This window comes from Streptomyces sp. NPDC051940 (genome assembly GCF_040680895.1).
Lineage (GTDB): Bacteria > Actinomycetota > Actinomycetes > Streptomycetales > Streptomycetaceae > Streptomyces.
In genome coordinates, this window is record NZ_JBFAXR010000222.1 from 1 (window position 1) to 7,066 (window position 7,066).

Genomic DNA, 7,066 nt, shown 5'->3' on the forward strand with positions numbered 1-7,066 from the left:
CTGGAAGGTCATGCCGACCCGCTCGGCGGTGGCGGCCGTCATCTCGGTGGCGATGAAGCCGGGGGCGATGGCGTTGACCGCTCAAGCGCCGGACGGGCTTGAAGTCGCGTTGCGCTGCGGGGGCTTCGCCCCCGGACCCCCTTCGCGGGCTGCGCCCGCGGTCGCGCCTGCGGCGCTCGTCCTCAGACGCCGGACGGGCTTCTTGTCGGCTCTCGTTGGAACGCCCAGTTCAGGCGGGGTTCCACCAACGGGTGGAACGCTCGGCGGACCGGGGCCGTGCACAGAAGGGTGACCGCCGTGGCGGCCAGGGCGGAGATCAGCAGGGCGCCTGTCGGGGTTGACGTCCAAGGGGGGTCGTACCAGCCCCAGAAGCCCGCGCCCTTCACCAGGAAGCCGTGCAGCAGGTAGCCGTACAGCGTGCCCGCGCCCAGGGGGGTGAACCAGGTGCGGCGGCGGGGGATCCAGGCAAGGAAGCACGCGGTGAGGGTCAGGGACACCGCGAACAGGCACAGCGTCATCGGGATGCCTGCCCACCAGGCCGCGTCCAGCTCGCGCGCCGAGTCGCGGTGGTAGAGCCAGTCCGTCGTCATCCGCGGCTCCGCCCAGTACGCGGCGAGCAGCCCCGCGGCGGCGACCGGCACCGAGGCCAGCCGCCAGGTGCGGTGGCGCAGCAGCTCGAAGTGCTCCGGGCGCAGCCGCAGGCCCAGCACGAAGAACGGCAGGAACTGCAGGATCCGCTGGACGTCGAAGCCGTCGCCGAGCTCCGGGCTCAGCGTCGCGAGCATGGCGACGCCCAGCGCGACGGGCACGGGCCAGCGCACGGACCGCCACAGGGGGGCGGTCAGCCGCCAGACGAACAGCGCCATCAGGAACCAGGTGAGGTACCAGGGGTCGAGCGGCGTGAAGGGCTGGTCCGGTTCGCCTCCCGCGACCCTCTTGAAGAGGACGTAGAGGAACTCGAAGACGAAGTACGGCACGAGCACCCCGGTGACGAGGCGCTGCACCCTGCCCCGGCTGCCGTCGAAGCCGCGTGACATGAAGCCGGAGATGACGATGAACGCCGGCATGTGGAAGGCGTAGACGAAGAGATACAGGGCCGTGACGGTCCGGCTGCCCTCGCGCAGCGGTTCCCAGGCGTGGGCGACGGCGACCAGCACGATGGCCAGGTACTTGGCGTTGTCGAAGAAGGGGTCGCGCCCGGCGCGGGCCGGTGCGGGCTCCGCGTCCGGCGCGGGCGCGCCCGGGCCGTGGGGCTGCTGGGGCGGGCGGTCCTGGAGTGCCGTGCCACCGCGGCCGTGGGGGGAGGCGGCGGGCGGTGCGGAATTGCGTTCGGGCGGGCGGTCGTGGAGCGGGGAGTTCGTCACGTCCACTCCCACCCGCTAACAGGGCATGTGCCCCGGGTACGGGCCGGACGGAGTTGCGGGAAAGCGGTGTGGAACATCTGCCGCACCATAGCGCTCACATACCTCAGGCGTAAATTCGGCACGTCATTCCTGTGGCGGTCGCCACGAATGGCGCGGAGATGCGGGCCGATTTGGGTCGTTGGGTAGCGCAATGACCTGCAAGGACGGTGAGTTTGACAGGGTTTGTGGGTAATAAACAGGACATAACCGCGTCGGACGATCCTCGCGATATGTCCGACCATTCGCTCGATCACGGGCTTGGGGCGATACGGCGGACGGCGCCGTTCCGCCGCGGGGGGCCGGCCTCCCGGCCAATTCGGAAATACGTGGGACGGGTTACCGGACCGCGCGGGTTAATGCGGTTCGGTGATTCTTCTGTGAGACATACCGTCATTGCGGTCCGAGGGGTTTGAACCGGGCCCGGTCAGGGCACACGCCTGGATTTGGCAGCTTCCCTTCCGCAGCGGCGACTTGATGGCACGATGGAGGTGCGGGGCGTGCGGGCGGCGCGTCCCGGGTCCGCAGACGCACGAGGGGTGATCGGACATGGTTATCTCGCTGTCCCTGGTCCTGTTGTTCGCGATCGTCCTTTTCGTGCTCATCCGCGGTAAGTCGATCAAGCCAGGTCCAGCCGTGGTGGCCGTCCTCTTCGGCTTCTTCCTGGCCCAGACGACGGCCAGGGACGACATAAACGACTTCCTGAACCAGATCACGGAGACGATCAGCGCGATCGGGACGTAGCCGCTCCGTGGCGGGTTCGCGCCATGCCGCCGCGCGCCGGGCCGTCCGGTCGACGGGCACCCGGACAGCCGAACGGCAAGGAGATCGGCGGTCGAACGTCTGCACTTTAGTGCGGGCTTGTCCGCGTTTGTCGACGGGACCGTAACAGCGGTTAGCCCCGTCGCGGGCCGTGGAATCCCCCCGCCATGAACCACAACACCCCCCTCAGCCCCCGCCCCCTCAACCACCTCGACGGCACCAGGCGCCAGGTGCTGACCGCGCGTCAGCTCCGCGAGCACGGCATCACCTCCGCAGCCGCCGCGCAGCGCTGCCGGCCCGGCGGCCCGTGGCAGCAGATCCTGCCGGGCGTGTATCTGCTGCACCCCGGACCGCCCACCGGCGAGGAGCGGTTGCACTCCGCGCTGCTGTACGCCGCCCGCACCGCCGGCGACTCCGTCCCCGGCCAGAAGGGCGGCTCCGCACCCGGCCAGCAGGGCGGCTCCGCACCCGGGCAACAGGCGGCACAGGACGGCAAGGACGAGGCGGCCGGCGACGTGATGGTCACCGGGCTCGCCGCGCTCGCCCTGCACGGCTTCACCTGCGTACCCCCGCTGCCGGCCGTCGACCAGGTGGACATCCTCGTCCCCCGCACCCGGCGGCTGCGCTCCTCGGGCCACGCCCGGCTCGTCCGGGCGCCCGCCCTGCCGCGGGCGCAGCAGGTGACGGGCCTGCCGACGGCCCCCGTGCCGCGGGCGATCGCGGACGCCGTGGCGCAGCTGACCGACGCGGCGTCCGTACGCCGGCTGCTGACCGAGGCGGTGCGCGGCGGGCACTGCGAACCCGCGTCCGTGGTGCGCGAGCTGAACGCGCAGCGGCTGCTGACCCGGCCGCACGTGGTCGACGCCGTCGACGCGCTGATCGCCGAGGGCCGCGCCAAGGCCGAGGACCGGCTGTACGAGATGGTGCGCCTGCACGGACTGCCCGACCCGCTGTGGAACGTCGACCTGCGGCTGCCCGGCGGCCCGTACTTGGGCGGCGTGGACGCCTACTGGCCGGACCACGCGGTGGCGTTGGAGATCGACTGCCGCTCGCCCCGGCGGTCCGCCGAGGAGGACGACGCGCTCTGGTCGCAGTACGCACGCCGCCGCGAGACGCTGGAGCGGCTCGGCATCACCGTCGTGCACGTGACCCCGAAGAAGCTCCGCGAGGCCCTGGAGCAGCAGGCGGAGGTCGTCCGCACCGCGCTGGTCGCCTCCGCGGAGCGCGAGCCCTCGGCGTACATCGTCGTCCTCCCCGGCTGACCCTCGCGGAACTTCGACTTCCCCTGACGCACAGGGCTGTGACGTGGCGGGAATACGCCAGATACGGAATCCGTCACCTGCGACTCTCCTCAAACAGGTGTCCCATGCTGCAAATTAATCGGACAATCGGCTCCGCATGCCGATCGCATGCCTCGTACGTCCCGAAGCTGTCCGCTCATCTTCCGAACAGCGCGACACCAGATCGCGATCGAACCGATCGCAGAGGGGGATGCCCATGTCCCAACCGCCCACGTCCAGACGCGCCGCCAGGATCGCCCTGGCGGCAGGCCTGGTGGCGGCCCTGACCGCTTCCGGCGCGGCCGGGGTCTCGGCCGCCGACCCCGCGGGTGGCGCTGACCCCGCCACCCCGAAGGCGGTTGCCACCAAGCTCGGCTCGCACGACGCCGAGACGCTCGCCGACGCCAAGGCCGACGGCGACAAGTACGTCACGCTGCTGGTCGCCACGACGCCCGGTGCCACCGAGCAGGCCGCCGCCGCGCTCGACGGCGTGACCGGCGGCTCCATAGGCCGGGTCGACGACAAGCTCGGCTACGTCCGGGCGACCGTCCCGACCAAGGAGGCCGACACCGCGATAGCCAAGGCCGCCAAGCTCTCCTCCGTGTACGGGATCGACCTGAACGAGGAGATACAGCTGCCGGACCCGCGTCCGCAGTCGGACGGCAAGCAGACCGGCACGACGGGCACCTACCCGGGGCCCGACGCGAACACCCCGGCGAAGAACCCCTACCAGCCGGCCTTCGAGACCGGCGCGGTGGACTTCGTCAGCCAGAACCCGAAGGCCGACGGCCGCGGCATCACCATCGGCGTCCTCGACTCGGGTATCGATCTGGCGCACCCGGCACTGCAGAAGACCACCACGGGCGAGCGCAAGATCGTCGACTGGGTGACGTCCACCGACCCGATCGTCGACGGCGACGGCACCTGGCGGTGGATGCGCACCGCGGTCACCGGCCCGACGTTCACCTTCCTCGACCGCACCTGGACGGCGCCCGCCGGTTCCTACCAGGTCGCGCGGATCCTGGAGTCCGCCACCACCGGCGGCGACATGGCCGGCGACCTCAACCGGGACGGCGACACGACCGACTGGTGGGGCATCCTGTACGACAAGGCCGCCGGCACCGTCCGCGTGGACCTGAACGACAACGGGGACTTCACCGACGACCAGGTCATGAAGCCGTACAAGGACGGCTTCCAGATCGGGTACTTCGGCACCGACAACCCCGCCACGGCGATCGCCGAGCGCATCCCGTTCGTCGTGGAGATCCGCAACGACGTGCCGCTCGACCCCGCGGGCTTCCCGGGCCAGAAGGGCGACTTCGTCAACATCGGCGTCGTCGAGAGCTCCCACGCCACCCACGTCGCGGGCATCACCGCCGCCAACGGCCTGTTCGGCGGCAAGATGAAGGGCGCCGCCCCCGGCGCCAAGCTGGTCTCCTCCCGTGCCTGCACCTGGTCCGGCGGCTGCACGGCCGTCGCGCTCACCGAGGGCATGATCGACCTGGTGACCAAGCGGGGCGTCGACATCGTCAACATGTCGATCGGCGGTCTGCCGCAGCTCAACGACGGCAACAACGCCCGTGCCGCGCTGTACGGCCGCCTCGTCGACGAGTACGGCGTCCAGCTGGTGATCTCCGCCGGCAACTCCGGCCCCGGCGCCAACACCATCGGCGACCCGGGCCTGGCCGACAAGGTGCTCGGGGTCGGCGCGTCCGTCTCCAAGGAGACCTGGCTGGCCAACTACGGCTCCGCGGTGGAGAAGAAGAACGCCCTGTTCCCGTTCTCCTCGCGCGGCCCGCGTGAGGACGGCGGCTTCAAGCCCGACATCGTCGCGCCCGGTTCGTCGATCAACACGATCCCGACCTGGCAGGCCGGTGCCCCCGTCGCGGAGGCCGGCTACAGCCTGCCCCCCGGCTACGGCATGCTGAACGGCACCTCGATGGCCTCCCCGCAGGCGACCGGCGCCGCGGCGCTGCTGCTCTCGGCGGCGAAGCAGAAGGGCGTCGACCTCAGCCCGGTGACCCTGCGCACCGCGCTCACCAGCACCGCGAAGCACATCCCGGGGCTGCAGGCGTACGAGGAGGGTGCGGGCCTGATCGACATCGTCGACGCCTGGGACATGATCCGGGACGGCGCCACGGCGTACTCGTACGACGTGAAGGCGCCGGTGAACACCGGCCTGGCGCAGTTCCTGAAGACCCCGGGCTTCGGCACCGGCGTCTACGACCGCGAGGGCGGGCTGAAGCCCGGCCAGTCGCGTACGTACGACATCACCGTCACCCGCACCTCGGGCCCGGCCACCGCGACGGTGCACCGGCTGAGCCTGCGCAACAACGACGGCACGTTCCGGCTGACGGGCCCGAGCCTGGTCTCGCTGCCGCTGAACCAGCCGGTCACGGTGAAGGTGAAGGCGACCCCGACGAGCAGCGGCATCCACAGCGTGGCGCTCGCCGTGGACAACCTCCGCACGGTGGGCACCGACCGGGAGATCATGGCGACGGTCGTGGCGGCGAAGGACCAGACGGCCCCGTCGTACGCCGTCGACGTGTCCGGCTCGGTGCAGCGCAACAGCAGCCGTTCGTACTTCGTGACCGTCCCCGAGGGCGCCAAGTCCCTCCAGGTCGCGATCGACGGGCTGAACGGCCTGAGCCAGACCCGGTTCATCGCCATCGACCCGTGGGGCCTGCCGGCCGACAACACGGCGTCCAACGCCTGCTACCCGAACTACAACCCGGCCAACACCTGCCGTCCGGACGTGCGTTCCTACCAGGACCCGATCCCGGGTGTCTGGGAGATCGAGGTCGAGGCGCGGCGCACCTCGCCGATGCTGGACAACCCGTTCCACGTCACCGCGACGGCGCTCGGCACGACCTTCGACCCGGCGGTCCGTACCGTCGCCGAGGCGAAGATCGGCACGCCGACGGCGGTCGACTGGCAGGTGAAGAACGGCTTCGCGCCGATCGAGGGCAAGCTGCGCGGCGGTTCGCTGGGCTCGTCGAAGACGGCGCGTCCGACGATCGCCAACCACGGGCTGAACACCACCACGCTGACGGTCGGGGCGGGCGTGGAGCGGCTCGACGTCGCGATCGGCAACGTCTCCGACCCGGGCGCCGACCTGGACCTGTACGTCAAGCTGAACGGCAAGGTCGTCGCGCAGGCGGCGGACGGTGACTCGGAGGAGGCCGTCACCATGCTCAACCCGGCGGCGGGCACGTACACCATCGAGGTGGACGGCTTCTCGGTGCCGACGGGCAGCACGGCGTACGACTACCTCGACGTCTACTACGCGGCGTCGCTGGGCACCGTGTCGGTCGGCGACTCGGTGGTCTCCCTGCCGAACGGCGGGACGGGCTCGGTCGCCGCGCAGGTCACGGTGAACGCCGCGGCTCCCGAGGGCCGTGAGTTCTTCGGCCGCGTGGAGCTGCTCAACGAGCGGGGCACGGTGACCGGTTCGGGCAACGTCGCGATCGAGACGGTCGTTCCGTAACCTGACCGCTGGTCTGGAACCAGGGCGGGGCGGGTGCTTTCGGCCCAGCGGGTCGTACGGGTCGACCTCGATCGACCAGTCGATGCGCTTGGCACCGTCCCACTGCTTGTCCTTGCCCTTCTGGTACAGGTTCAGCA

4 protein-coding genes are annotated in these 7,066 nt (G+C 70.8%); 3 read left to right on the forward strand and 1 reads right to left on the reverse strand.

From position 1 onward, the window contains the following. Positions 1-182: 182 nt before the first annotated feature. Positions 183-1,364, reverse strand: coding sequence for an acyltransferase family protein (locus AB0M28_RS39160; protein ID WP_365415395.1), 1,182 nt, complete (start codon positions 1,362-1,364; stop codon positions 183-185). 585 nt (positions 1,365-1,949) lie between these two features. On the opposite strand from AB0M28_RS39160, the gene AB0M28_RS39165 reads away from it, so the two are divergent. The 3 genes from AB0M28_RS39165 (at position 1,950) to AB0M28_RS39175 (ending at position 6,929) form a co-directional block, all read left to right on the forward strand. Next, complete coding sequence (locus AB0M28_RS39165) at positions 1,950-2,144, forward strand: hypothetical protein (protein ID WP_365415397.1); 195 nt, start codon at positions 1,950-1,952, stop codon at positions 2,142-2,144. Between the two features lie 185 nt (positions 2,145-2,329). Next, positions 2,330-3,424 carry a hypothetical protein gene (locus AB0M28_RS39170; RefSeq protein WP_365415399.1) on the forward strand — a complete coding sequence of 365 codons (1,095 nt, stop codon included), beginning with the start codon at positions 2,330-2,332 and terminating at the stop codon, positions 3,422-3,424. A gap of 235 nt (positions 3,425-3,659) precedes the next feature. Beyond that, positions 3,660-6,929, forward strand: a complete 3,270-nt coding sequence (locus tag AB0M28_RS39175) for a S8 family serine peptidase (protein ID WP_365415401.1) — start codon at positions 3,660-3,662, stop codon at positions 6,927-6,929. Positions 6,930-7,066 lie beyond the last annotated feature (137 nt).